Raw genomic sequence first — 22,801 nt, forward strand, 5'->3', positions numbered from 1 at the left:
CGAGCGTAATCGGCGGTTCGGAGATCGGCAGTGTCGGGGCTTGCGCCTCACCGTCGGTACGGGTCGATGATTTCCTTTGGGCGCAGCGCGGGGGCGGCGAGCTCGCGGAGTGTCGGCGAGGTGAGGTAGAACCTGCCTCGGGTCTCGCCGTGCTGTTCGAGCATGCCTGCCCGGACGAGGGCGCGTAGGTCGCGGGTTGCTTGGTCGTCGGTGAGGTTCTCGTCGCGTTGATAGAGGGTGCGGCGGACTCGGCCGCCGGTGGCGGCGAGGTGTAGGGCGCTGACGACCCGTTCGGGCAGGCCGTTGCGCCGGACCCAGGTGTCGAGCAGGTCCCAGAGATGCGCGGCTTGGTCGAGGCGTTGCCGGACCAGTTGGGCTTGTTGGTGGTGGGCGCTCAGGCAGAATCGGATCCACCTGCTGGTGTCGTTGTCGGGCTGCCAGGTTGGGCCGCCGACCTCACCGAGCGCGTCGTAGTAGGCGTAGGTGTTCCGGCCGACGCCGAGCCACTCCTCGATCGAGGAGAACTCCGGGGCGAGGACACCGTCGCGGGCGAGTACGAGGGTGTGCAGGCAGCGCGACATTCGGCCGTTGCCGTCGCGCCAGGGGTGGATCTTGACCAGGTTCAGGTGGGCCATGGAGGCCCGGACGAGTAGCGGGGTCTCCGGTTCGCCGTCGACCAGCCAGTCGATCAGCTCGGAGATCAGCGATGGAACGTCGTCGGCGTCTGGCCCGGTGTAGACGCGTCGGCCGGTGTGCGCCTCGTCGATGTGGATGTCTCCTGGACGGTAGCGGCCCGGCCATTTGCTGAGGTCGTGGCGGAGCATCATGAAGTGCAGTGCGTTGAGCAGCATGTGCTGCCAGGTGAACTCGCGTGAGCGGGCGAGTTGTTGCACGTAGGTCAGGGCGTCGCGGTAGCCGGTGATGACTTCCCAGGTTTGTGGGTTCGTCTCTACCGGTTCGTCGCCGGCGACGGCGGCGGCGGCGTCGTCCAGGGAGACCTGGTAGCCCTCGATCGAATTCGAACCCTGGATGGCGTGAGCGATCAGGGTTCGTCGGAGTTGCCCTGTCCAGCGGTGCGGCTCGGCGATCTGATACCGCAGGTTGTCCCGCATGGTGTCCAGTTCGCCGAGCACGCGCTTGTCGTCGTCGGCGAGTGCAGGGGCCCGATACAGCATGCGCCAATCCTACAATGTTTGCCGCCAAATCCTGGAATGTTATCGGCATTAGCGTGCATGTGTCCGCCAGGCAGACGGGTGTTCGGGCGCCCTTAGGTGACGACAAGCCCCAGTCCGCCAGCCCACGTCAGGTGTCTTCCTGGAACAGGTGGTGCAGGTAGCGCTGCGGGTTGGCCAGAAATGAGCGGGTCAGCAGTACCGGCTGAGCCTCGTCGTAGTCGACGTTACGAATAGTGCCGTCGGGTTCGATTTGCAGGATCCGGGCGTGTGGGGCGGCCAGCAGGATGGGGGAGTGGGTGGTGATGATGAACTGTGCGCCGGCCTGGGTGAGGTCGTGGATGCGGGTGAGCAGAGCCAGGCAGCCGTGTACGGACAGGGCTGCTTCCGGTTCGTCGAGCAGGTACAGGCCGTGGGGCTTGAACCGGTAGACGGTCAGGTCGAGGAACGACTCGCCGTGGGATCGTTCGTGCAGGCTGGTGCCGCCGTAGCCGTCGGCGACACCGAGGCGGTCGATCTCGGTGGCCACGTTGTAGAACGACTCGGCCCGCAGGAAGAAGCCGGTGCGTGGCTTCCTGGTGCCGCGTACCAGTCGTAGGTGTTCACCCAGAGACGACTCGGTGGCCCGCGTGCTGAACCGGAAGTTGGCGGATCCGCCCTCGGGGTTGAACCCTGCCGCTACCGCGATCGCCTCGATCAGGGTCGACTTGCCGGTGCCGTTGTCACCGGCCAGGAATGTCACCGCCGGGTCCAGCGTCAACCGGCCGGCCGCCCGTAGACCGGCGACGACCGGCAGAGCGAACGGATAGCCGGACCGGTCCGCGTCGTCGTCGGTGAGCTCCACCCAGCGCAGGAACCCACCGCTGTCTCGACGCGAGTCCGACGCCTCGTCCCCGGTTGCCATCCGGTAACCCCTTCGCGCCGCTGCCCTGCCTACCATCCCCACCGTGTTTGCCCAGGACGGAACATGTCCGACGGTACGCCTGCTTGCGCGGCTGCTGTTGTCACCGCCCAGTGGGACTGGGTCTCGCAATCGCCGGGGTGGGTGCCGGTGGCTCGTCCGGCTGATCGTGCTCCGCGCCGACGCGCAACCGCCTGACGGAGTCAGCGCAGACCGTGCTGCGCGGCGACGCTCTCGGCTACCTTTCGGTGGGTGCCGGCCAGTCCCTGGGTGTCGAGCACGCCCGCGAAGGGCTTGCTGCTGTCTGGTTTGACGAGCGCGCCACGGCGGACCCAGACGTCGGTGTGGCGGATTAGATAGTTGGTGGTCAGGATTGTGGCCCTGTGCGCGAGAAGGAATTCGAGGATGCGGTGCAGCTTCTCGTTGTTGCGCGAGTACCGGCTCAGCGCCGACGTGCACAGTACGAAGTTGCCTTCGGTGGCCATCGCGAGCAGGTCCACCAGGCCCTGGTCGAAGCGCGGGTCGATCGCGCTGAACACGGTCACCGTGTCGTCATCGGACGGTGGTGCCGTGACTACCTCGTTGCTGGACGGCAGGCTGGGCGTGGGCGCCGACGGTAGGCGCAGTGGACCACGGCCGCCGTCGGTGAAGGTGTCGGTCAGCGCGTCCAGGCACGCCCACGCACGTCGATAGCGCTCGGCCAGCCCGGCGAATCCTGAGCCGCGATGGGCTGGCGGCGGCGTGCGGCCAGCAGATGCGACAGCGGGCCGGCCGCGTACTCCGTCGCCGGGATGATCCCGTCGTCAAGCGGACCGTCGTGGTGTGCCTGCTCGATCAGGCTGTTTCGCACCACGAGGGTGACCTTGGCCTTCAGGTCCAGCGGTGACGCCAGCGGCTTGTGGTCGAACACCTCCTCGACGAACGGCGCGATCAGCACGTCCTGCTCACGCTGCGGCAGGACCGCCAGTGCCTCGGCTGTCAGCGCTCAACTAATTCCTCCAGGAGGCCGTAGCGCGCTCATGTAATTCCCCTGGTGTGCGCTCGTCATGGACTACAGGTCCGCTCGTGGTGTTCGTCGAGGGGACGGCGAGCGTTCGGGCGTAGGTCTCAAGATCCTTTCCTTCTCGCGTAGATCATCTTTTCGCCGGCATGCCCTTTGGGGAGCGGATGGCGAGGAGGACGTTCCACGTGATCGATATAACCGAGATCCTGGTGCACTGGTACGCGGGCCGGTCTCAGCACGACGTCGCGGGCTCGCTGGGCGTGGATCGAAAGACGATCCGGCGTTACGTCGAGGCGGCGATCGCGGCGGGGTTCGTGCCGAGCGGGGCGCAGCCGATGAGTCAGGAAGACTGGGCGCCGCTGGTCAAGCAGTGGTTTCCGCACCTGACCGATACCCGGTTGCGGCAGGTGACCTGGCCGGAGTTCGCTAAGCACCACGATTACATCGTGGAGATGCTGCGGGCCGGGGTGACCAAGGCGACGATCCATCAGCGGCTGCGTGACGAACACGGGGTGGCCGGGTCGTTGGCGTCGTTCAAGCGGTATGTCACGGCGAACCTGGCCGAGGACGCGGCACGGGACAAGGTGACGGTGCTGCGGGCTGATCCCGAGCCGGGGCTGGAAGGGCAGATCGATTACGGGCTGCTGGGCTCGTGGATGGACCCGCGCACGGGACGTTCGCAGCGGATCTGGGCGTTCGTGATGCTGCTGTCGCACTCGCGGCACATGTTCGTGCGGCCGGTGATCAGCATGGATCAGGCGTCCTGGACGGCCAGCCATGTCGAGGCGTTCGCGTTCTTCGGCGGTAGTCCGGCCCGGCTGATCCCGGACAACTTGAAGACCGGCGTGGACAAACCCGATCTCTACGACCCGAAACTGAACCGGGCCTATGCCGAACTCGCCGCGCACTACGGCGTCCTGGTCGACCCGGCGCAGGCCCGCAAACCCAAGGACAAGCCACGGGTCGAACGGCAGATGCCCTACATCCGCGACTCGTGGTGGAAGGGCCGCGAGTTCACCTCGCTGGTCGAGATGCAGGCTTCGGCGCTGCACTGGTGCCGGGAGGTCGCGGGGCAACGCAAGCACCGCGGACTGGAGGGCCGGACCCCGGCGGAAGTGTTCGACCAGGCTGAGGCGGGCACGTTGACTCCGCTGCCGGCCGCGGCGTTCACCCTGGCGGAGTGGTCGCGGGCGAAGGTCGGCTCGGACGTCCACGTCAAGTGCGGCAAGGCGCTCTACTCGGTGCCCTGGCGGTTGATCGGGCAGCTGGTCGACATCCGCGCCACCGCGACGATGGTGCAGATCTTCCACCACGGCGAGCTGGTCAAGACCCACGTCCGCAAGGACAGGGGCCGGGCCACCGACATCGCAGATTACCCGCCGGAGAAGATCGCGTTCCACATGCGCACCCCGCAGTGGTGCCACGAGCGGGCTGAGCAGACCGGGCCCGCGACTGCCGCGGTGATCGCCGAACTGCTCGACGGCCCAGCTTTGCATCGGCTGCGCTCGGCACAGGCGATCCTGAACCTGGCCGGCAAATACTCCGACGCCCGGCTGGAGGCGGCCTGCCGCAAGGCAACCACAGCCGGCGATCCGTCCTATCGCACCATCCGCCACATTCTGGCCGCCGGGCTCGAGGACATCGAGGCCGACCGGCCCACCGGCGACGCCGGGGCGCCCGCGTTCCTGCACGGCCCCGCCGGTCTGTTCGCCGACATCATCCCGTTCCCCGCCCCGGCCGCGGCCGTCGCGACAAGCACGAACACGACGAGCGAGGCGACGCCCGATCGCCGTGACAGCACCGGGGACGACGAACCACACGACGCCGTGTCATGACCCGCGCCCCGCTCAATCCCGCCGATTCGAAGGCCGAGACGACACGATGACGATCCTGCGCCCCGCTCTGGCTGACAGCCTCCGGACGCTGAAACTGTCCGGGATGCTGGAAACCCTCGACGCCCGCCTCGCTCAGGCGCAAGGCGGTGATCTCGGCTATCTGGAGTTCCTGCAGATCCTCTGCGACGACGAGATCACCCGCCGCGAACAAGTAGCCATGAGCCGCCGGCTGCGCCGCGCCCGCTTCGACACCGAAACCACCGTCGAGGGCTTCGACTTCGGCGCCAACTCGAAACTCCCCGCCGCGCAGATCCGCGACCTCGCCGCGCTGCGCTGGCTGCAAGCCGGAGAATCGATCATCCTCTACGGCGCCGTCGGCGTCGGGAAAACCCACGTCGCCCAAGCCATGGGACACCTCGCCATCCGCGCCGGCGCCGAGGTCCGCTTCCACAAAACCAGCCGCATCCTGGCCGACCTCGCCAGCGGCCACGCCGACCGCACCTTCGACAAACGCCTCGCCGCCCACGTCAAAGCCGACCTGCTCATCCTCGACGACTTCGCCATGCGCGAGTTCACCCCCGGCCAGGCCGACGACCTCTACGAGCTGATCTCCCAACGCATAGCCGAAGGCCGCTCCAACGCGATCACCGCCAACCGCGCTCCTCAGGACTGGTATCCGCTGTTCCCCAACCCCGTGGTCGCCGAGTCACTGCTCGATCGGCTCATCAACAACAGCCACCAGGTCTTCATGAACGGCCCCTCCTACCGGCCGAACAAACGACCCAAAGCCTCACCACAGACAAATGACCGCCCACAACCTCACTGCCGCCGAGCGCCCCGCGCGGACCACACCATGACCGAACCGGCACCCCGCAACTTCCCCTCCCGGGCCGAACGCGAGGCACTCAACACCGGCCTGTTCACCGACAACACCGAAACCGGCTTCTTCGATGACCACGGCCGCTCCGCCCCCTGGCCGGACGACATCGAGAACTGGACACTCGACGCCTGCCAGCACAGCCCCGACCCCTAACAGCCGCCCTTCTAACGCAGCACTCAGACCAGACGGCGAAACGCCGAACCCTGATTCACGGAACGTCGCCTGGACGCGGCACGCGCCCTCTCAGAGGGCGCTCCGGGAGGTTATGTCCGTTCCGGGTTGAGGGTGAATAGGCCGGGTTGGCTCTCGGTCAGGATCTGCCGGTTGACCAGGCGTTTCAGCTTGGCTCGGACACCTTCGGTGTCTTTGGGTTCGGTGTCATGCGGCAGATACGCCCACTGACACCCGGTCCGGTTCTGATAGAAGATCGAGTTCAAGATCTCCCGCAACGAGTAACGGCCCTGATGCCCCGATACCGCAGCGTCGGCTGGCCGAAGCCATGGAGCAAATCCACTCTCTGGAGCACGACAACGACATGCTCGCCCGCATCGTGAACTTGCTCGCCACCGAGAACACCCAGTTCCCGGAGCCGCTCCACACCGCCCAATCAGCCGTCGTCCACCCTCTCCGCCAGGTGCCGATGTAGCCCCAGCGACTCCATCGGCAAGCTCGGGCGTCGTGATACATGTGGCGGCCACCGTTTCTGCCGGGCTGGAACCGTTGTGACCGGACTCCAGCAGCTCACTTCGACACCGCCACCAGCCCGTTGTCTGCACACGTGTCGCCGAAGGAGCGACACCGCAGCGGCGTGTCAGCCGATGTGTACGGGCGCCGGGTCCTCGGTGCGCTGCTGGGGGCTTGCGTTGAGCGTGGTGACGGTGATGACCAGCGCGGCCAGCAGGAAGCCGACGGCGGAGGCGAACGCGACGGTGTAGCCGTGGGACAGCGCGTCGGCCGCCCGCTGGATCAGGGGCTGGTCGCCGCTGGCCAGGCCGCGGAAGAACGCGACGTCGGCGTGCGGCAGTTTGTCATCGGCGGCGCTGGTGGAGACGGTGGCCAGGACGGCCAGGCCGACGGCGCCGCCGATCTGCTGGGCGGTGTTGAGGATGGCCGAGGCGATGCCGGTGTCGTTGCGGTCGACGCCGGAGATCGCGCCGAGCGTCATCGGCAGGAAGCTGGCGCCCAGGCCGAGGGCGGTGATGAACATGGCCGGCATCAGGTGGGTGAAGTACGACGAGGACGGTTCGAGCAGGCTGAACCAGAGTATCCCGCCGGCCGCGACGACCAGGCCGGGGCCGGCGAGCGTGCGTGGCGAGAACCCGCCGGCCAGGCGTGAGCCGATCCCGGCGGCCATCCCCATGCCGAGGCTGAACGGCAGATAGGCGAACCCGGCACGAACCGGGCTGTAGCCCTTGACCTGCTGCATGAAAAGCGACAGGAAGTAGAAGGTGGCGAACATGGCCGCGCCGATGAACAGCATGGTGACGTAGGACCCGGCCCGGTTGCGGTTACGCAGTAGCCGCAACGGCAGCAGCGGGTGCCGGTTCCTGCGCTGCGAGCGCAGGAAGGTGATCAGCAGGATTGCCGCGACGGTGAACATGCCGAGGGTGACGGGGTCGGTCCAGCCGCGGTCGCCGCCCTGGGTGATGGCGTAGACCAGGGCGGTCAGGCCGCCGGTGGCGGTGGCCGCGTCGCGCACGTCCAGTTCGCCGTGCAGCTTCTCGCCGCTGGCCAGCACCCGGGCGCCGAGCAGTACGAGCGCGCCGATCGGGACGTTAACGAACATCACCCAGCGCCAGCTCAGGTAGTCGGTGAGCACGCCGCCGAGCAGCAGGCCAACGGTGGCGCCGAGCCCGACATCGCGGCGTAGACGCCCATCGCCCGGTTACGGGCGGCACCCTCGGCGAACGTGGTCGCGATCAGCGACAACGCGGTCGGCGCGATGACGGCCGCGCCGAGGCCCTGCAGGATCCGGGCGGCGATCAGCAACTCCACGCTCGGGGCCAGGCCGCCCAGCAGGGACGCGCCGGCGAACACGGTCAGGCCGATCCGGAACACCCGCCGTTTGCCGTAGAGGTCGCCGGTGCGCCCGCCGAGCAGCAGCAGCCCGCCGAAGGCCAGGACGTAGGAGTTGACGATCCAGGACAGGCCGGAGGCGGACACCTCGAGGTCCTTCTGGATGCTCGGCAGCGCGATGTTCGTGATCGTGCTGTCCAGCACGACCATCAGCTGCGCGGCCGCGATGACGATCAGCGCGAGGGCCGGATGGGTGGAGGTGCGCGGCGGAGCCGATTGTGCGGGGATGGACATCAGAAACTCCAGAACTAGACGGGTGTTGAGTTTTCGTGAGGCCGCGACAATATCTCAACGGTTGTCTAGTTTTTCAAGTAGGGGTGTGCCGGCTTGTACGATCGGACGCCGACGTACGGAAGGGTGCTGCACGATGACCGAGGCCGCCGCAGAGGCGCCGCAGGGTGAACGCAAGGGGGAGCGCACCCGGCGGCGCATCCTGGAGGCCGCTCGCGCCCTGTTCGCCGAGCTCGGCTACGAGCGCACCACGATCCGTGGGATCGCCGCGGCGGCCGAGGTCGACAAGTCGTCGATCCTGCAGTATTTCGGCAGCAAGCAGCAGCTGTTCCGGGCCGCGGTGCACTGGCACATCCCGATCGCGGAGCTGACCGCCGACGATCCGGCGCAGAGCGTGCACAACTTCATGCACGGCATGCTGAGCAGCTGGGCCGCCGACCCGAACAGTCCGATGGCGGTGCTCGTGCGCGCGAGCATGACCAGCGAAGAAGCCGCCGAACTGCTGCGGCGTCACATCACCACCGAGGTCGTCGACGCGATCGCCGCGACCGTCGACGATCCGGAGGCCCACCTGCGCGCTTCCCTGGCCGGCGCCATGATGATGGGCATCGCCGCGCAGCGCTACCTGCTGCGGATGCCCTACATCGCCGACGCCGACCTCGACGACGTCCTGCGCCTGGCCGGCCCGGCCATTCGCAACGTCATCGCCCCGCCGGCCTGACGCCTACGCGTCGGCGCCGAAGATCGCCGGCACCTGCTCGGCTGCAATGATGCTGAAAGCCGTCTGCTCGAACTGCTCTCGCTCGCCCTGTCGGCAGGTGCGCGACGGCACACCGCATCATGAAGTACTCCCCTCGGCTCGCAGCGTGGCGTGCCGGGGGTCAGCGGCTGGCCTTATCGAGGCGTACAGGTCCCTGACCACGTTCCGCGAGGCCGTCGTCCGGGTTCAACAGACCACGCGCCTTCATCCAGAGGCAGCCGCAGCCGATACAGCCGACGAGCTGATGCTCAAGGTTCTCGATGAAGCGCCGGCGGCCCTCCGACTCCCGTTTCCAATCGCGAGACATGCCCTCAGTCCCGCTGGGTCGGCGCCGGCCGATCGGCAGCGTCGCGACGATCTCCGCGACATCGGCAAGGTGAATGCCGAGTCGCCGAGCAACGAGGATCAGCGAGACGCGGCGCAGCATGTTCCTGCGGTGAGACGCTGGTTGCCCTCACTGCGCTCTGCGATGATTAGCCCTTTGCTCTCGTAGAAACGCAGAACGGGGGCCGCCATCCGGTACGGGCGGTGACCTCCCGAAGCGTCAGCAGATCCCCCGGGCTCGCCTGCTCGGAATGCTCCGCCGTCGTACGCATCAAATCCTCGCCGTGCCTTCTCGCCGTACGTAGAAACTGAACCAACGATGAGATCAATAGGTCAGCGTCGGGGCAGCCTTGCTCCACCGGCTGGTGTCGAGTTGGTCGAGCAGGAAGTTCGCCAGATCGGCGCGGCTGAGCCGCGACCCACCGGGCGGGTTCTTCCCGTCCTCGATTCGGAACGTCCCGGTGGCCGGCTTGTCGGTGAGGTAACCGGCGCGGACCAGAGTCCAGTCGAGCCGGCTAGACCGCACGATGTCCTCCATCACGCCCATGTCCTCGTACAACTCACGCAGGAACAGCGGAATCATCAGCCGGAACCACCAGGGCAACCCGGGGTCCTTGGGCTCCACCCCGCCGGAGGAGACGACGATCAACCGCCGCACCTGAGCGTCCTGCAGCGCAGTGACTACCGCCTGGCCACCCTTGGAGTAGATGCCGTTCGGATTCCGGGCCGTGCTGCCGATCGCGGAGATCGCCGCGTCGTGCCCGACAGCGATCTCCCGCAACGGGCGGCCACCGGCCAGCACGTCGGCGGGTTGCAACGCGAGATCGGGATGTGACGGCAGCCCGTCGAGGTGGCGGGCCACTGCGGTCACCTGGTACCCGCGGTCGAGCGCGCCGGAGACCACGAGGCGTCCGGTGCCGCCGCTGGCCCCGAAAACGATCAGCTTCATACGAATTCCTCAACCTGGTGGGTTCGTCGCAGGCAGGTCCCGGCAAGGGCGGAAGCCTCACCGGCAACCCAATAACTAGACAAGCGTTGAGATATTAGTCAGGCAGTTCCGGAGAAGCAACCCCGGCGCTCACCGCAGGCAGCGACATCACCCAGAGTGAGCTGATCTGCACCCGAGCGCTGCTGCGCTGGGGGGCGGTTGTGAGCTTTCTGTAGCACGTGGGAAACCAGGCACTTCGGGATCCCCTGGCGGATGACGGTTCGGATCACTGACTACCGGCGGCCGTACGGCTTCACGGACAAGCAGATCAGCGGCCCGTTCGGCCGATGGCACCACGAGCACAGCTTCACACGGAACCCGGCTGACTCCTCGGCAACCGTTATGCGGATGTCATCGACTTCACTGCACCGATGGGACTTATTGGCCGCCTCGTGGCCAGCCTCATCCTGCGGCCGTACCTGCAACGCCTCGTCGCACGCCGCAACGCCTACCTAGCTGCCACTCTGGAAAGGCTTCCTCGCCCAGCCGATGAGGAGACGGGGGCGGAGATGCCCGGTGACGACGGGGCACAGGTGGGGCACAAGACGGTGTGAATCGTCGTCAACCAGCTATCAGCAGTGGCAGCCCCAGACGCCCTGTGAGCAGGCGGCGAACACCATTCCCGCTGGTAGCGGCATAGCGTCTCTTAGTTCCGCTTCAGCGTCTGAGCAACGTCATGAATTAAGGGGGCGCGCGATCAGAGGTACTGCTTGAGCCAGTCGGGAATGCTCGGATCGTCAACCCTCCACGACTCCACGACCGTCTCGTCCTCCTGCCAGGTGTTTTCATCGCCATCGAAGAACTTCTGCCTGTGGCACTTGTACTTGACGACGGTGTCACCTTCGAGCCGGTACTCGTTCCAGTAGTAGTTCTGCTTCCCGTGGCCGTTCCACTCTTGGGTTGTGTAGATCGTCGTCATGGAGGCCGAGCGTAGCTACAGAGGTTGAAAGGCCAGGGTTCGGGTTATCTCGGTGGTTCGGGGTCGAGGGTCATGCCGGTGCTGGCGAGGAAGCCGGCGAGGAGATCTGTCTGCTGCTGACAATTGCGTAGTCGACGTTTGACCAGTTGCGTGAGGTGGTCGACGCCGCGGGCGGCGGTGTTGGTCAGGCCGCGTTTCATCCAGCGCCAGACGCCTTCGGTGGGGTTGAGGTCCGGGGCGTAGGCGGGTAGCCGGATCACGGTCAGCCAGGTCCGGGCGGCGATCAGGGCGTGCATGCGGTGGCTGACGTGGGTGTTCAGGTTGTCCCAGATCAGCACTATCGGTGCCTGTAGGCGTTGGTGGGTCTGGTCGAGGAAGGCGATGTAGTCGTCCTCGCTGAAACTGCCACGTTCCCCGGCGCGACCGCGGTGCAGCCGGGTTCGCCACATCAGCCGGCCTCGCTGTCCGGGCTTGAGGCAGACCAGACCGGCGATCGAGACCCGGCCGGAGCCCTTGCCGCAGACCTCGATGACCGGCGTGTGCCCGCGCCGGGCCCACGTCTTGGCCACCGGCGGTCGCATGACCTGGCCTGCCTCGTCCTGGAAGCAGATCCAGGCGCCCCGCGTCGCGGCTAATCTCTTACCGACGGCCACCGCCTACGATGCCAACTCGCGATCGCCTCGGGGTCACGTTCGACCGCCCGGCGGGTCGGGACCTGCTGGCTGTACCCGATGCGGTGCAGCAGATAGGACACCCCGCGCAGTGTGTAGTTGACCGCGAAGCGGCGATCGATGACCTCGGCGACACGGGCCAGGGTCAAGCGGGCGTCCTCCCAGCCGTGGGCCAGAGGACCGTCATCGAGCATCTTCGTGAGTTCTTTCTGCTGGTCAGCGGAGAGTTTGCAATCCGAACCACCCGGCCCGGCCGACGCCAGAGCTTGGGCTCCGCCAGCTACCCACTTGCGTCGCCACTCACGGACAGACTTCTCGGAAACCCGCAGCTCAGAAGCGATCTGCGTCGTCGGTTTGGACTCTTCGAACATCGTCGCGGCCTGGACCCGGACCTTCTCACGCCGGACCCGGGCTGCCGCGTTCATGCCACCACCAGCCGGATACCTCATCACCCCGACCTACCCAAACCATCGACGCAGATCACGCACACACGTCGAGAGACGCCAGCCTTTCAATCTCTGTAAGACGGCAGTGAGAAGTCGCTGCGCCTTGGCCACGGCGTTGGATAACCACGGTGCCTTCATCGGTACGGGGTTGAATCAGATTCGTCCGCCGGTGCAGGATCTCCTCGGAAAGCCTGCACCGGCGGAGAACACCTGGGTGTCACCGTCGGCGTCGCCAGTTCGCGCAGTAGCCGACGCCACTGTGGTCACTCAGGGCCCGGTGCGCCACGCGCGGGGACTGTAGGCCGGCGGTAGGGAGAGAATCCGTGGCCTACCCATCTCCCGCCAGCGTTACAGTTCGTCACGATCAGTTGGGCAGCGAGTTGACTCGCACCACGGGCGTCATGTGCGGTCCGGGCAGCGTCGTGTTGTCCCATCCGGCCAGGGCGCCCGCACTCACGTCGTTCGCAGTGCCGTGGACGGGGAGAGGCGGGCGGCCCGCAGAGCCGGATAGACCCCCGCCAGCCCTCCGATAAGAAGGGCAGCGGCCAGACCCGTGCCGATCGCGGCAGCCGGCACGAGCGTCTGCCAGCCGCGGACGATGGCCATCACGTACGTGATCGTGGCGCCCAGTATGACCCCCGCCGCGCCGCCGCCCGCGCCCAGCAGCAGCGACTCGACCAGGAATTGCGCCGCGATGTGCCGGCGGGTGGCACCCAGCGCCCGGCGCAGCCCGATCTCGCCGCGCCGTTCCAGGACCGAGATCACCAGCACGTTGGCGATGCCGATGCCGCCGACCAGCAGAGCCACCACGCCGAGGCCCAGCAGCAGTACGGTGGCTCCGCCGGTGACCGCGAGCCGGGCGGTGAGCGCTTCCGAGGGCCGGCTCACGGCGACCTCCTCGGGGTGGGCCGGGTTGGCCGCCCGTCCGAGCAGGCCGGCCACCTCGTCGGTGCGTTCGGTCTGTGCCCGCACGAAGATCCGGGTCGGTTTGCCGTCGTACCCGAATTGGTCGGCCGCCACCGGCGCGCCAATCAGCGCCGAAGCGTCCAGTTCTGGCGCCAGCTCGACCGGCGCCATGATGCCCACCACCGTGTACCAGCGGTGGCCGAGGTAGACCTGCGGGTTCCCGGTGACGCGGCGGATGCCCAGCGACGTGGCGGCGTAGTGGCCGAGCACCACCGCCGGATAACGGGCCGTCGCCACATCCAGGAAGCGTCCGTCTACCAGGGTGCCGTCCAGGGTGGCGAGCAGTGCCGGGTCGGCGGCCCGCACCGACAGTCCGCCGGTCCGCCCGGCGGGCATCCGGTCGTTGCGGTAGATCCGCACGTCGAGCATTGCGGTCGCCGCCGAGGTGAGCACCCCGTCGGTACGCGCCACCGCCGTGCCCGCGGTCACCGGCAACTGGGCCTCCTCCCCGCGGATGGTCTTGCCGCTGCCCACGGTGAGCAGGTTGGTGCCGACCCGATCGATGCGGGCGATCACGTCGGACTGGCTGGACCGGGTGACGCCGAGCACGGCGACCATGGCCGCGATCCCGATCGCCACCCCGAGGATGGACAGCGCCGCCCGGCCGGGCCGCGACCGCAGGCCCACGGTGCTCACCGGCAGCAGATCGGCGGCGCGCAGGCGGGACCTCACGACGCAGCCCCGGTGTCTGCGACCACCAGTCCGTCCCGCAACTGGATGCGGCGCCGCATCGCCGCGGCTACCCGCTCGTCGTGCGTGATCACCACGATGGTGACACCGTCGTCGTTGAGTTCGCGTAGCAGTTCGACGATCTCGTCGCCGGTGGCGGAGTCGAGATTGCCGGTAGGTTCGTCGGCGAGCACCACGGCAGGGCGGCCGACCAGCGCGCGGGCGATCGCTACCCGCTGCCGCTCGCCGCCGGACAGATGTGCGGCAGGGAAATCGGCGCGGTGGGCCAGCCCGACCCGCTCGCAGGCGGTGCGGGCGGCCCGCCGGCGTTCGGCGGCCGGCACACCGCGGTAGAGCAGGCCCGTTGCCACGTTCTCTGCCGCAGTCAGCCGCTCCAACAGGAAGAACTGTTGAAAGACAATCCCGAGGAGGTGCGCACGCACGCCGGAGAGCTGCGCGTCGCGCAGCTTTTCGACCGGGTGGCCGGCGATGCGTACCGAGCCGCCGGACGGGCGGTCCAGGCCGGCGGCCAGGTTGAGCAGCGTGGTCTTGCCGGAGCCGGACGGGCCGGCAACGGCGACCAGCTCGCCGCTGTGCACGGTGAGGGTGGCGCCGCGCAGCGATTCGACCGGCGGTGTGCCGGGGTAGACCTTGCGCGCGTTGATCAACTCCAGGACGGCGGTCATGGCTGTGCCTCCTTCTGCCACGCCTGGTCCCCGCTGGTGAGGTGGTTGCGCACGGCGGATGGGTGCCGCTCGGTGTCGTCGGTCATGACGAGGGCACCTCCACGGTCTGGTCGGCGGTGAGGCCGTGGACGATTTCCACCTGGCCGGTGCTCTCGTCGAAGCTGCCCGGTTCCACCTGTGTTGCGGTGCCGCCGGCCAGATGCACTTGGTAGCCGCCGCCCGGTCGCGCGAGCAGTGCGGCGATCGGGACCAGCAGGACATTGGGGCGGGTGCCGGTGACGATGTCGACGGTCACCGGTGCCTGCTCCAGGTTGTTGCCGCGGGGCAGGCGGACCGCGATGGTGAGGGAGACCGTCGCCGTGTCCGGGTTCGCCGGCTGCTGTGGGCCGTTGCCGGAGTCTCCGGGGGGCGCCGTCGCGATCTCGCCGACGCCGGTGACCCGCCCGGGAATCGGTTCGGCGTCCGGTAGGCCGACCTCGACAGGGTCGCCGGTGTGTACTGTGCTGCGCTGCGCGGTGTCCAGCTGTGCCGTCACCGCCCGGTCCGTCGACGTCCCGGTGAGCACCGTCGTCCCGGGCCCGACGGTGCCGCCGACCCGGATCTGTAGCTGGGTGACGCGCAGCGGGGCGGGCAGGAAGACGATCTGGGCCTGGGTGAGCCGTCCGGTGCGCTGGTGGGCCGGCCGCCCCCAGGACGCCTCCCAGCGCCGGATAGCCGTGGCCGTGGCGGCGCTGAAGTGCCGGTCCACCGTGATCCGGTGGTCAGGGTCGAAGCCCATGTCGACGAGGTTGCGCTCCAGTTGGCGCACGTCGGGACCGTCGCTCATCCCGTACCGGAAGTCGCGGTACGCAGGAACGCTGCCCAGCAGGAGGCGGACCGGTGTGTCGGCGACCCGATAGAGGACGGCGCCGCGGCCGAACGTGGCGCCCGATTCGGGCCCTGCGGTCAGCACACCTGGCATGCCCCGATGGTCGACGGTGTAGGAGCCCAGGTAACCGAGGACACCGCCGACCTGGATGCGTTCGGTGAGCGTGCCTTGGGTGACCTTGGCGGTTCCGATGGCCACCGTGGCGGCGGGTGGGTCGGGGGCGTCCCCACGGGGGCGGGCGGCGTAGGCCACGCCGGCGGCGAGCGGCGCGGCCACCGCGACCGCGAGCACCGTTGCGGTCCGGCGCCGGCGGCTCACTTCTTGCCTCCGGTCGCGCCGCCGCCGTTGTCGTGGATGCGGACCTCACCGTTCCAGATCTGCCTGCACGCCTGTGCTGCTGCGTTCATCTGTTGGGGCGGGAGTCCGTTGGCCAGCGGGGTTCCGGCGAGGTCGAATTCGCCGGCCGCGTTCGGGTCGGGAAACTCGGGGACGCCGTGTTCGCGGATGCACCTGGCGTACTCGCCGAGCTTGCGCACGTCCGCGGCGGAGAGTTGTGCCTTGGGGCGGAACGCCGTCGGGGGATACCGGTCCTCGATCGACTTGCACGCCTCGATGGCCGCTGGATGGTTGCGCAGGTCGCTCTTCCAGTCGTACCCGCCCTGGGGTGGGAACTCGAGGTATCCCTCCGAGCCGAGGTCGGCGTCCGGCATTCGGGGCAGACCGTGATCGCGCATGCACTTGACCCACTCCTGGCCGAGGGCGAGCAGTTGCTGGCGGCTCACCGAGGCAGACGCCGACGGAGTTGGCGCCCCGGAGGCAGAATCGCCGCGGTCGCATCCGACAACCCCGGCCCCGACGGCGAGCAGGGCGGCTAGAAAAACTCTGGACGTTGTTCTGGTCATGGCTTCACGGTGCCTGCCGTGGTGATTCACCTCGTCGGACCGGAGTCGGTCCTTTGGCCGCCGCCGGTACCGCGGACGTAGCACCTGAGTCGGACGCTGCCGCCGCCCTGCGTCCCTACCATGGGAGGGTGCTCCGGTTCGTGCCGCGCCACTTCCTGACCGACGCCGCGCTGGCGCTGGTGCTGATCGTGCTGACCTTGGGGCCCGGGCTCGTGTCCAGGACGATCGCGGATGCCGCCGGGGAGTACGTGAAGAAGAACGCTCTCCCCGCGGACCACCTGTGGTGGATGTTCGCCGGGCTGATCGTTCTCGGCCTGCTGATCAGGCAACAACATCCTCCGGTGGCACTGGTCCTCACCGGGGCCGGGGTGTTCGGCCATCTGTTCAGCGACGCCAAGTTCCAGCTGCTCGATCTGGCACTTCCGCTGGTCCTGTACACCGTGGCCGCGATGGGCCGAAACCGGCGGATCTCGCTCGCCGTGCTGGCCATCACCATGCTGCTGACCTACGCGGCGATGCTGAGCGGCCGCATCCATGCCGAACAGCAGGAGTTCGCGAGGGTCCAGCAGGTTACCCAGGAGCAGGTCGCGCAGAGGCAGGTCGAGGGGGCGTTGGCCAACGACGGGGTCAAGCGAGTGCTGGCACCGCCGTCGGTGTTCTCGGTCGACAGACTGGTCAATGTCGGCCAGTCGGTCACGGAGCTGTGGCTGCTGCTGGTCGCCGCGTTCGCCGTTGGTGACGCGATGCGCAGCCGGCGCGCGCACCTGGCCGCGGTCGAGCAGCGTACTGCCGACCTGGCCCGGGAGGAGCGGCAGCGGGCGGCGCTGGCGGTCGCGGCTGAGCGCGCCCGGATCACCCGGGAGCTGCACGACGTGGTGGCGCACGGGATTTCGGTGATGGTGGTGCAGGCGCAGGGTGCGTCCGCCGCGCTCAATCGGCATCCGGACCGCGCCGCCACCGCGCTGCAGCACGTGATCACAACAGGACGGGCCTCCCTGGCTGAGATGCGCCGACTGCTCGCCGCCGGGCGCACCGATTCGGCCGGCGACGCGCGGCTGACTCCGCTGCCGGGCCTCGGCGCGCTGCCCGAGCTGATCGATCAGCTGCGGTCCACCGGGATGCGGATCGACATGTACGTCGACGGAGTGCCCGCCGCGGTGCCCCCAGCGGTCGACCTGTCCGCCTACCGGATCACGCAGGAGGCCTTGACGAACACGCTGAAGCACGCGGGCCCGGGCGCCGGCGCGGTGCTGCGGCTGGCATTCGAGCCCGGTCACCTCCGGATGGAGGTGACCGACGACGGCACGGGCTTGACGGACGGGGCGGACGGACGCGGCAACGGGTTGCGCGGCATCGCCGAGCGCGTCGCCATGCTGGGGGGCGAACTGGAAACCGGCGCGGCCGGGGGCGGCGGATTCCGGCTCCGCGCGACGCTGCCGCTGCAAGCCCGCACGATCACATCGGTGCAGCGATGAGCATACGAGTCGTGCTGGTCGACGATCAGACACTGGTGCGCACCGGGTTCCGGCTGGTGCTTGAGGAGACCGGCGACATCGAGGTGGTCGGGGAGGCCGCCGATGGGTCGCAGGCGTTGACCGTGGTGGCCCGCAGCCGGCCCGACGTAGTCCTGATGGACGTACGGATGCCCGGCCTGAACGGCATCGAGGCGACCCGCCGCATCCGCCTCGGTGGGCACCCGGCCCGTGTGATCATCCTGACCACCTTCGACCTGGACGAGTACGTGCTCGCCGGGCTCCGCGCCGGAGCCAGCGGCTTCCTGCTCAAGGACGCGCTCGCCGCCGACCTGATCTCCGCCGTACGAGTGGTGGCCGCCGGCGAGGCGGTGGCCGCGCCCACCGTCACCCGCCGCCTCTTCGCGCACTACCTCGGCAGGACCCCGCCCCGGCCCGACACGAACGCGCGGCTGGCGGCGCTGACCGAGCGCGAGCGCGAGGTGCTGACCCTGGTCGCGCGAGGGCTTTCGAACGCGGAAATCGCGGCGGCGCTCTTCGTCTCCGAGAGCACGATCAAGACCCACCTCGGCCGGATCCTGGCGAAGCTGGGGCTGCGGGATCGGGTGCAGGCGGTCATTCTCGGCTACGAGTGCGGCCTGGTGGTAGTCGACAACGATCGGTAGGCGAAACGGTATTGGTGTCCAGTCCTTAGGAGAACCGGGTGGGCGCCTCAGGGGTGTCCAGCCGGGCGCGCGCCCGCGGCACGAGTGAACCGAGGGCGGTGCCGCTCAGCGCCGAGCCGCGGAACGCGGAGGCACTGAGCTAATTCGATACGTCGATAGTTCGTTATTCCGCGACTGCTCCGCGTGTCAGACTGGCGCCGCCCGATGCCGAGGTCGCAGCCGGCCTCCGGTCGTCCTCGGGGAGGCATACCTGGCGTTGGCGCTTCCCGGTCACGGATGGTCGTCGTACGCTCCGAAGGCGTGGGCGGTCGGCGTCGTTCGCGCGCTGCTGCGCGGTGCGGGCATGCCCACCGCGCAGGCGGCTCGGGTCCGGGCTGGCGCGCTCACGGTGCTCGCCGAGGTGGCGGCCGGCTGGGCGCGTGTGGCCGCCGCGGTGCTCCTGCCGGCCCTATGTGACGACCCGGCGCTCGCCACCGCCGCCGGCGGGGCGGTGCTCGCGAAGATCATCGACCTTCCGGATGTGGACGTCGAGCTTCTGGCACGGATCGAACCCTTCCTGCCTCCCCGACGTCACGTCGACTTCGACAACGTGGCACGCGAGGTGGCGGCCCGCCTCGCGGCTGACCGCCTCGCCCGAAACCCCGACCCGGCTGAGCGGACCCGCCTGCACATCGCTTACGGGCGCCGGTTGGCCAATGCCGGGGACCGCGAAGCGGCATTGGAGCAGACCGACCTTGCCGTCGCGGCCGGCGAGGCCGCGGTGACTACCGCCGCCTCGCCGGAATCGTTCGCGCTGCTCACCCTGGCCCCGCATCTGCGGGCTCACCGACTCGCCGCCGTGAACCGTTACCCTGCGGCGCTGGCCAGTGCGGAGCGGGCCGTGGAGCTGCTCACTCCGCTCGCACAGGCCTGGGGCGACGGTGCCGGGTCGTTCCGGTGGGCACTCGCGGAGGCGCTGGACAATCTCGCTCTCCGATTGTCGAACGTTGGGTCCCACGAGAAAGCCGAGGTGGCGGGTCGACGGGCGGCCGAGTTGTTCACCGGTGGTTCCCGGTCGGCCCGGGGTGAGCGGGGCCTGGCCGGGGCGCTCACCAACCTGGCGGTGATCGAGGCGCACCGGGGCCGCAGCGCGGAGGCGCTGGCGACGGTCCGTCACGCGGAGCGGATCTGGCGCCAGCTCAGCCACGACGAGCCGTCGGTGTACCGGCCCGAACTGGCGCTCACCCTGAACACGGTCAGCCTGCGCCACGCCGAGTTGGGGCAGCTGAGTGCCGCAGTGACGGCTGCCGAGGAGTCGGTAGGGATCTTCCGTAACCTCGTCCGGGCCAACATGGTCGCGTTCGAACTCGACCTGGCCGCCGTACTGGCGAACCTCAGCGGATACCTCTGGCAGTTGGACCGTCGCACTGAGGCGTTCCAGTACAACGCCGAGGCCGAGGAGGTCTTCGACCGTTGGGGCGGGGCGAACCCACAGGCATTCTCCCTGCATCTGCGTTACCTCCGGGAGAACATCGCGGCGATGCGGGCCAAGCAGTCTCCGGTCGACCTGCGCCGCTGGGAGCTGGGCGCCATGTCGTTCGAGAGCTGATGGCGTACCGCGCGTGCCCGGAAAAGGCCGTCGGCGAGGCTGCGTGGAGTCGACCCGGTTCGTGCCCGCATGCCAGCCGCCCGCAGTTCAAAGCTTCGTGGCTGCCTCCTCGCCCCTTCACAAATGCGCCCTTCGATGGCAACGATCGTCAGAGAAGGTTGCCGTCCACCCAGTGCCGAGGAGGCCCTTATGCGGGTAACCCGAATCTCCGCCCGTCTTCCGCGCATCACGCGCCACGCTGCCGCAGTCGTCCTCGCCGCCGTCGCCGCGCTGGTCGGCGACCGAGCCGTTCGACTAGTGGCTCGACGGCGACCTGCACTAGAACGGTGCCCAGGTCTAGGGCAGGTGTTGTAGTCCGTCATAGTTATTCGTCGATGGCGGCGAGTTGGATGGTGGCTTGGTAGCGGGCGGCCAGCTTGTCGGCACGTCATGGAGGGAGGCCCCGTCACTGCATAGCGGTGGCCGGGGGATGATCGATTGATTCGGGGCAGCGGAAGGTGTACAGCGAGTAGCCGCGCCCGATCTGCACGCCGACGGTGTCTGGGGACGCGGTCGGGTTCTCCTCGGACGGGCGCCAGCTGCAATGCATGCCGTTCCAGTCGCTTGAGCCGACCGTGAGAATCAAGGTCATCGTGGTGCCGCAGGCAGCACAGTCCATCGGGTACGGATCGGTCAGTGACCAGTTCGCGTACCCGCCGACCTTCCATCCCGGCGCGAGCGACAAGTCGCTCTGATAGTGGGGACGGCTCTGGTCTTCGTTGTCATCCCACTCGTCGAGCCGCTCGCGTAGGTCGTCGGGGAGCAGGGCGGCGTATTGGTACTCGCGGACCTGCTCGGGGTGCACCACGCACGGAAGCGGCAGGTACGTGTCGCTGATCACCAGCGGTTCGGGAGGTGCTTCGAGTAGCGGGCCAATGGCGGAACTGTCGCGCCAGTAGAGGAAGACGCGAGGGCTGTAGTGCCGGTCCGAGTGGTCCACCGGGCACCACAGCACCTGGAGCAGGTCGGTGCCGTCAGGACCGGCGTAGTCCGGGATATCTCGTCGGTACAACTGCGCGACTGGAACCAACGGGATGGGATCCTCGATCAGGTCGTCCAGGTCCAGCGCGTCGGCCGCATCGAGCTCGGCCCGCTCCTCCGCAGTCAAGAAGTCTCCGCCCGGCAGCGGCTCCCGAGCTTCTGCGGTCGCGAGGATCTCCCGCCTGCGGTGCAGGGCGGCCGGGGTCGTCAGGTTCCATGGCTCGTGCGCCCCGGCGTCGTCGCAGACCGGCCATTCCTCGCCGGCCGGCCAGAGCAGCGGTCCGCCGACCGAACTGGCCGTAACCGTGGGAGCGCCGGGTCGGGGATGCAGGCGGGTAGCGGTGATGGAATGTTCCCGCAGTTCAGGGAAGAGTGCCGCGATGTCCAGAGGACGCGGAGGTGTGGTGCGGACCATAGACGTGGATCTTATGGCCCACGTACAGGTCCTAAGCTTCGGGATGGCTGGCACAGGCCGGCGTCTCGAGTCGCCTAACGCCACCCTGCCGAATTGCTGTCGATCGATGTAGGGCGTTGCAGGTGAGCGGGCGGAAGTGTGCTGCGGGTCCGCCGTCTGAGACGCCGATCCCACGAGGAATGTCAGCGACCTCGAAGCCCTCATGCGACAGGCCGCCGCAGGCGCCCGCCATCGCCGCAACTCCCGAAACGGCCGGCACGCCGGCGAGCATCTCATCGCCGCCGCCCGCGCCTTCTACAACCGCGCTATCGCCGACGGCTATCCGACCATCGTGGACAGCCCTGCCCACCGGGGCCGCAAACCTCGCCGGCTGCCCAACACCCGCCGCGCCCTCACCCCCGACGAACTGTCCGACATCAACACCGCCGCCCGCAGCGGCGGCCACGACATCGTGCTCGACGCCCTGCTACTGCGCCTGCACACCGAAACGGCCTGCCGACGCGCCGGCGCCCTCGCGCTGCGCCTGACCGACCTGGACACCCACCACGCGCTCATCCGGCTGCGCGAGAAGGGCGGCACGCAACGCTGGCAGCCCATCACACCGATGCTCGCCAGCCGACTAAACGATCACGCCCGAGCCCGCGGCGCCGTCGCACCGACCGATGCGCTGCTGCGCTACCGCAACGGCCAACCCGCCACCTCTCGGCGCTACGACCTGATGTGGAGACGCATCGGCCGGCAGTTGCCGTGGGTCGCCGCCCAGGGCATCACCACGCACTGGCTGCGCCACACCACCCTCACCTGGGTGGAGCGGCACTTCGGCTACGGTGTTGCCCGCGCCTACGCCGGACATACCGACCGCCGCAGACCCGCCACCACCTACATCAAGGCCGACCTCCAAGCCGTCGCTACCGCCGTGGCAGCCCTCACCGGCCAGCCACACCCACTGGCCGTCGAACAGCGAGGGCTTCCACGACCACCGACGTAGCCCGTCGAGTCACCGATCCAGCCGATGCGATCGGCTCCAGCGTCCCCGTGTTACAGCCGAGGTTGCTGCTGGAGCGCCAGATGCGCGGAGGCCTGGGCGGGTGGCGCGGGGGGGGGACCTTGCGGCGCCGGTGCCCCGGCGCCGCACGTTCGTTGCTCACGATGAGTAATCGGTGGACGTGGGCGTCGTCCAAAGCGCGGCTAGATGTGCGCGTCGTCGCCAGGTCGGCGGCTCGCTGCCACCACAGCCGCGATCGTAGGTTAGTACTGCAACGGCAGTTGGTCAGGGGTAGCCGTGTCGTCGGTAGTGGCAGGTTCGGGCTTGGTATTGGCGTCGTCGGCGCCAGCGGGACCAGG

The 22,801-nt window shown here is 68.5% G+C and carries 22 protein-coding genes and 2 pseudogenes; 8 read left to right on the plus strand and 16 right to left on the minus strand.

All coding sequences use genetic code 11. The features are described from left to right. Positions 1-47: 47 nt before the first annotated feature. The 4 genes from AB0B57_RS25410 to AB0B57_RS25425 all read right to left on the minus strand — a co-directional run bounded on the left by AB0B57_RS25410 (position 48) and on the right by AB0B57_RS25425 (position 3,010). Positions 48-1,175 (minus strand): Fic family protein, encoded by a 1,128-nt coding sequence (locus tag AB0B57_RS25410; protein ID WP_357074638.1) that lies wholly within the window; start codon positions 1,173-1,175, stop codon positions 48-50. A gap of 127 nt (positions 1,176-1,302) precedes the next feature. Further along, positions 1,303-2,076: an AAA family ATPase gene (locus tag AB0B57_RS25415; protein ID WP_357074640.1), complete on the minus strand. Its 774-nt coding sequence runs from the start codon at positions 2,074-2,076 to the stop codon at positions 1,303-1,305. 200 nt (positions 2,077-2,276) lie between these two features. Further along, a complete protein-coding gene (locus AB0B57_RS25420) occupies positions 2,277-2,618 on the minus strand; it encodes a hypothetical protein (protein WP_357074643.1) in 342 nt (113 codons plus the stop codon). Between the two features lie 113 nt (positions 2,619-2,731). Beyond that, complete coding sequence (locus AB0B57_RS25425; protein ID WP_357074645.1) at positions 2,732-3,010, minus strand: hypothetical protein; 279 nt, start codon at positions 3,008-3,010, stop codon at positions 2,732-2,734. Between the two features lie 212 nt (positions 3,011-3,222). On the opposite strand from AB0B57_RS25425, the gene istA reads away from it, so the two are divergent. Beyond that, positions 3,223-4,911: an IS21 family transposase gene (gene istA, locus AB0B57_RS25430; protein WP_357074648.1), complete on the plus strand. Its 1,689-nt coding sequence runs from the start codon at positions 3,223-3,225 to the stop codon at positions 4,909-4,911. A gap of 46 nt (positions 4,912-4,957) precedes the next feature. Continuing rightward, the gene (istB, locus tag AB0B57_RS25435) at positions 4,958-5,944 is read left to right on the plus strand and encodes an IS21-like element helper ATPase IstB (protein WP_357074651.1); all 987 of its coding nucleotides are present in this window, start codon (positions 4,958-4,960) and stop codon (positions 5,942-5,944) included. 212 nt (positions 5,945-6,156) lie between these two features. Here the strand turns inward: istB and AB0B57_RS25440 are convergent. Together AB0B57_RS25440 and AB0B57_RS25445 are read right to left on the minus strand one after the other, a co-directional pair. After that, positions 6,157-6,567 (minus strand): annotated as a pseudogene (locus AB0B57_RS25440) (transposase); the annotation flags it as partial. A 35-nt stretch (positions 6,568-6,602) separates the two neighbouring features. Next, positions 6,603-8,101: pseudogene (locus tag AB0B57_RS25445) on the minus strand (MFS transporter). A gap of 133 nt (positions 8,102-8,234) precedes the next feature. On the opposite strand from AB0B57_RS25445, the gene AB0B57_RS25450 reads away from it, so the two are divergent. Then, entirely contained in the window at positions 8,235-8,819 is a 585-nt protein-coding gene (locus tag AB0B57_RS25450) for a TetR family transcriptional regulator (protein WP_196928547.1), read from the plus strand. A 160-nt stretch (positions 8,820-8,979) separates the two neighbouring features. Here the strand turns inward: AB0B57_RS25450 and AB0B57_RS25455 are convergent, their stop codons facing one another. Both AB0B57_RS25455 and AB0B57_RS25460 read right to left on the minus strand, forming a co-directional pair. Then, complete coding sequence (locus tag AB0B57_RS25455) at positions 8,980-9,285, minus strand: MerR family DNA-binding protein (RefSeq protein ID WP_357074655.1); 306 nt, start codon at positions 9,283-9,285, stop codon at positions 8,980-8,982. Between the two features lie 222 nt (positions 9,286-9,507). Further along, positions 9,508-10,131 carry an SDR family oxidoreductase gene (locus tag AB0B57_RS25460; RefSeq protein WP_357074658.1) on the minus strand — a complete coding sequence of 208 codons (624 nt, stop codon included), beginning with the start codon at positions 10,129-10,131 and terminating at the stop codon, positions 9,508-9,510. 410 nt (positions 10,132-10,541) lie between these two features. Between AB0B57_RS25460 and AB0B57_RS25465 the strand changes: the two genes are divergently transcribed. Continuing rightward, positions 10,542-10,724: a hypothetical protein gene (locus AB0B57_RS25465; protein ID WP_357074661.1), complete on the plus strand. Its 183-nt coding sequence runs from the start codon at positions 10,542-10,544 to the stop codon at positions 10,722-10,724. A 143-nt stretch (positions 10,725-10,867) separates the two neighbouring features. On the opposite strand, the gene AB0B57_RS25470 is transcribed toward AB0B57_RS25465, so the two are convergent. From AB0B57_RS25470 to AB0B57_RS25500, 7 genes are all read right to left on the minus strand, one after another. Beyond that, positions 10,868-11,089 (minus strand): hypothetical protein, encoded by a 222-nt coding sequence (locus tag AB0B57_RS25470; RefSeq protein ID WP_357074664.1) that lies wholly within the window; start codon positions 11,087-11,089, stop codon positions 10,868-10,870. Between the two features lie 44 nt (positions 11,090-11,133). Next, a complete protein-coding gene (locus tag AB0B57_RS25475; RefSeq protein ID WP_357074667.1) occupies positions 11,134-11,742 on the minus strand; it encodes a transposase in 609 nt (202 codons plus the stop codon). Further along, positions 11,721-12,185 (minus strand): winged helix-turn-helix domain-containing protein, encoded by a 465-nt coding sequence (locus AB0B57_RS25480; RefSeq protein ID WP_357074670.1) that lies wholly within the window; start codon positions 12,183-12,185, stop codon positions 11,721-11,723. The genes AB0B57_RS25475 and AB0B57_RS25480 overlap by 22 nt, the downstream gene beginning before the upstream one ends. Positions 12,186-12,659: 474 nt before the next feature. Further along, positions 12,660-13,844, minus strand: a complete 1,185-nt coding sequence (locus AB0B57_RS25485; RefSeq protein ID WP_357074673.1) for an ABC transporter permease — start codon at positions 13,842-13,844, stop codon at positions 12,660-12,662. Beyond that, positions 13,841-14,527, minus strand: coding sequence for an ABC transporter ATP-binding protein (locus AB0B57_RS25490; RefSeq protein WP_357074676.1), 687 nt, complete (start codon positions 14,525-14,527; stop codon positions 13,841-13,843). Before AB0B57_RS25490 ends, AB0B57_RS25485 begins: the two co-directional genes overlap by 4 nt. 82 nt (positions 14,528-14,609) lie before the next feature. Further along, entirely contained in the window at positions 14,610-15,713 is a 1,104-nt protein-coding gene (locus AB0B57_RS25495) for an HlyD family efflux transporter periplasmic adaptor subunit (protein ID WP_357074679.1), read from the minus strand. Continuing rightward, a complete protein-coding gene (locus tag AB0B57_RS25500) occupies positions 15,710-16,177 on the minus strand; it encodes a hypothetical protein (protein ID WP_357074681.1) in 468 nt (155 codons plus the stop codon). The genes AB0B57_RS25495 and AB0B57_RS25500 overlap by 4 nt, the downstream gene beginning before the upstream one ends. Before the next feature lie 248 nt (positions 16,178-16,425). On the opposite strand from AB0B57_RS25500, the gene AB0B57_RS25505 reads away from it, so the two are divergent. The 3 genes from AB0B57_RS25505 (at position 16,426) to AB0B57_RS25515 (ending at position 20,022) form a co-directional block, all read left to right on the plus strand. Continuing rightward, positions 16,426-17,772 (plus strand): histidine kinase, encoded by a 1,347-nt coding sequence (locus AB0B57_RS25505; protein ID WP_357074684.1) that lies wholly within the window; start codon positions 16,426-16,428, stop codon positions 17,770-17,772. Continuing rightward, a complete protein-coding gene (locus AB0B57_RS25510; RefSeq protein ID WP_357074687.1) occupies positions 17,769-18,434 on the plus strand; it encodes a response regulator transcription factor in 666 nt (221 codons plus the stop codon). The genes AB0B57_RS25505 and AB0B57_RS25510 overlap by 4 nt, the downstream gene beginning before the upstream one ends. A gap of 343 nt (positions 18,435-18,777) precedes the next feature. Next, on the plus strand, positions 18,778-20,022 hold the full coding sequence (locus AB0B57_RS25515; protein WP_357074690.1) for a tetratricopeptide repeat protein: 1,245 nt from the start codon (positions 18,778-18,780) through the stop codon (positions 20,020-20,022). A gap of 445 nt (positions 20,023-20,467) precedes the next feature. Here AB0B57_RS25515 and AB0B57_RS25520 read toward each other — a convergent pair whose 3' ends face one another. Further along, positions 20,468-21,457 carry a hypothetical protein gene (locus AB0B57_RS25520; protein ID WP_357074693.1) on the minus strand — a complete coding sequence of 330 codons (990 nt, stop codon included), beginning with the start codon at positions 21,455-21,457 and terminating at the stop codon, positions 20,468-20,470. A gap of 202 nt (positions 21,458-21,659) precedes the next feature. Between AB0B57_RS25520 and AB0B57_RS25525 the strand changes: the two genes are divergently transcribed. Continuing rightward, positions 21,660-22,445: a site-specific integrase gene (locus tag AB0B57_RS25525; protein ID WP_357074695.1), complete on the plus strand. Its 786-nt coding sequence runs from the start codon at positions 21,660-21,662 to the stop codon at positions 22,443-22,445. Positions 22,446-22,801 lie beyond the last annotated feature (356 nt).

It is taken from the genome of Micromonospora sp. NPDC049101 (genome assembly GCF_040648675.1).
Taxonomy (GTDB): Bacteria; Actinomycetota; Actinomycetes; order Mycobacteriales; family Micromonosporaceae; genus Micromonospora.

Coding starts and splice junctions, on each gene's coding strand:
- AB0B57_RS25490 (WP_357074676.1), bottom strand. CDS start 14,527: ATGACCGCCGTCCTGGAGTTGATCAACGCGCGCAAGGTCTACCCCGGC.
- AB0B57_RS25465 (WP_357074661.1), top strand. CDS start 10,542: ATGGGACTTATTGGCCGCCTCGTGGCCAGCCTCATCCTGCGGCCGTAC.
- AB0B57_RS25415 (WP_357074640.1), bottom strand. CDS start 2,076: ATGGCAACCGGGGACGAGGCGTCGGACTCGCGTCGAGACAGCGGTGGG.
- AB0B57_RS25470 (WP_357074664.1), bottom strand. CDS start 11,089: ATGACGACGATCTACACAACCCAAGAGTGGAACGGCCACGGGAAGCAG.
- AB0B57_RS25525 (WP_357074695.1), top strand. CDS start 21,660: ATGCGACAGGCCGCCGCAGGCGCCCGCCATCGCCGCAACTCCCGAAAC.
- AB0B57_RS25460 (WP_357074658.1), bottom strand. CDS start 10,131: ATGAAGCTGATCGTTTTCGGGGCCAGCGGCGGCACCGGACGCCTCGTG.
- AB0B57_RS25515 (WP_357074690.1), top strand. CDS start 18,778: ATGCCCACCGCGCAGGCGGCTCGGGTCCGGGCTGGCGCGCTCACGGTG.
- AB0B57_RS25520 (WP_357074693.1), bottom strand. CDS start 21,457: ATGGTCCGCACCACACCTCCGCGTCCTCTGGACATCGCGGCACTCTTC.
- AB0B57_RS25480 (WP_357074670.1), bottom strand. CDS start 12,185: ATGAACGCGGCAGCCCGGGTCCGGCGTGAGAAGGTCCGGGTCCAGGCC.
- istA (WP_357074648.1), top strand. CDS start 3,223: ATGCCCTTTGGGGAGCGGATGGCGAGGAGGACGTTCCACGTGATCGAT.
- AB0B57_RS25410 (WP_357074638.1), bottom strand. CDS start 1,175: ATGCTGTATCGGGCCCCTGCACTCGCCGACGACGACAAGCGCGTGCTC.
- AB0B57_RS25510 (WP_357074687.1), top strand. CDS start 17,769: ATGAGCATACGAGTCGTGCTGGTCGACGATCAGACACTGGTGCGCACC.
- AB0B57_RS25455 (WP_357074655.1), bottom strand. CDS start 9,285: ATGCTGCGCCGCGTCTCGCTGATCCTCGTTGCTCGGCGACTCGGCATT.
- istB (WP_357074651.1), top strand. CDS start 4,958: ATGACGATCCTGCGCCCCGCTCTGGCTGACAGCCTCCGGACGCTGAAA.
- AB0B57_RS25450 (WP_196928547.1), top strand. CDS start 8,235: ATGACCGAGGCCGCCGCAGAGGCGCCGCAGGGTGAACGCAAGGGGGAG.